The organism is Acinetobacter sp. UBA6526 (assembly GCF_002434875.1).
Taxonomy (GTDB): domain Bacteria; phylum Pseudomonadota; class Gammaproteobacteria; order Pseudomonadales; family Moraxellaceae; genus Acinetobacter; species Acinetobacter venetianus.
In genome coordinates this window covers 1-296 of sequence record NZ_DJLC01000231.1, presented here as the reverse complement: position 1 = coordinate 296, position 296 = coordinate 1, and the positions used below count along the sequence as shown (strand labels likewise).

Sequence of the window (296 nt, the reverse complement as noted above, 5' to 3'; positions counted from 1 at the left end):
TGCATCAATAATTTTGCCTGCAATCGACTTAGCAGCCTGTGGGTTTTCAAGCAAATAAGCTGAAAACTCTTTGTTCATCGCCTGTTCAACAGCAGGTTTCACTTCACTCGACACCAATTTTTCTTTGGTTTGCGAAGAGAATTTTGGATCTGGCACTTTGACTGAAATAATTGCAGTTAAACCTTCACGCATATCATCGCCGGTAAGTGCGATTTTAATATTTTTAAGTAAATTATTATCTTTAGCGTAATTATTCAGAACTCGAGTAAGAGCAGTTTTAAAACCAGAAACATGTA

Annotated in this window: 1 pseudogene; it reads right to left on the bottom strand. The window is 36.5% G+C overall.

The features are described from left to right. A pseudogene (gene gyrB, locus B4237_RS15610) lies at positions 1-296 on the bottom strand (DNA gyrase subunit B); the annotation flags it as partial.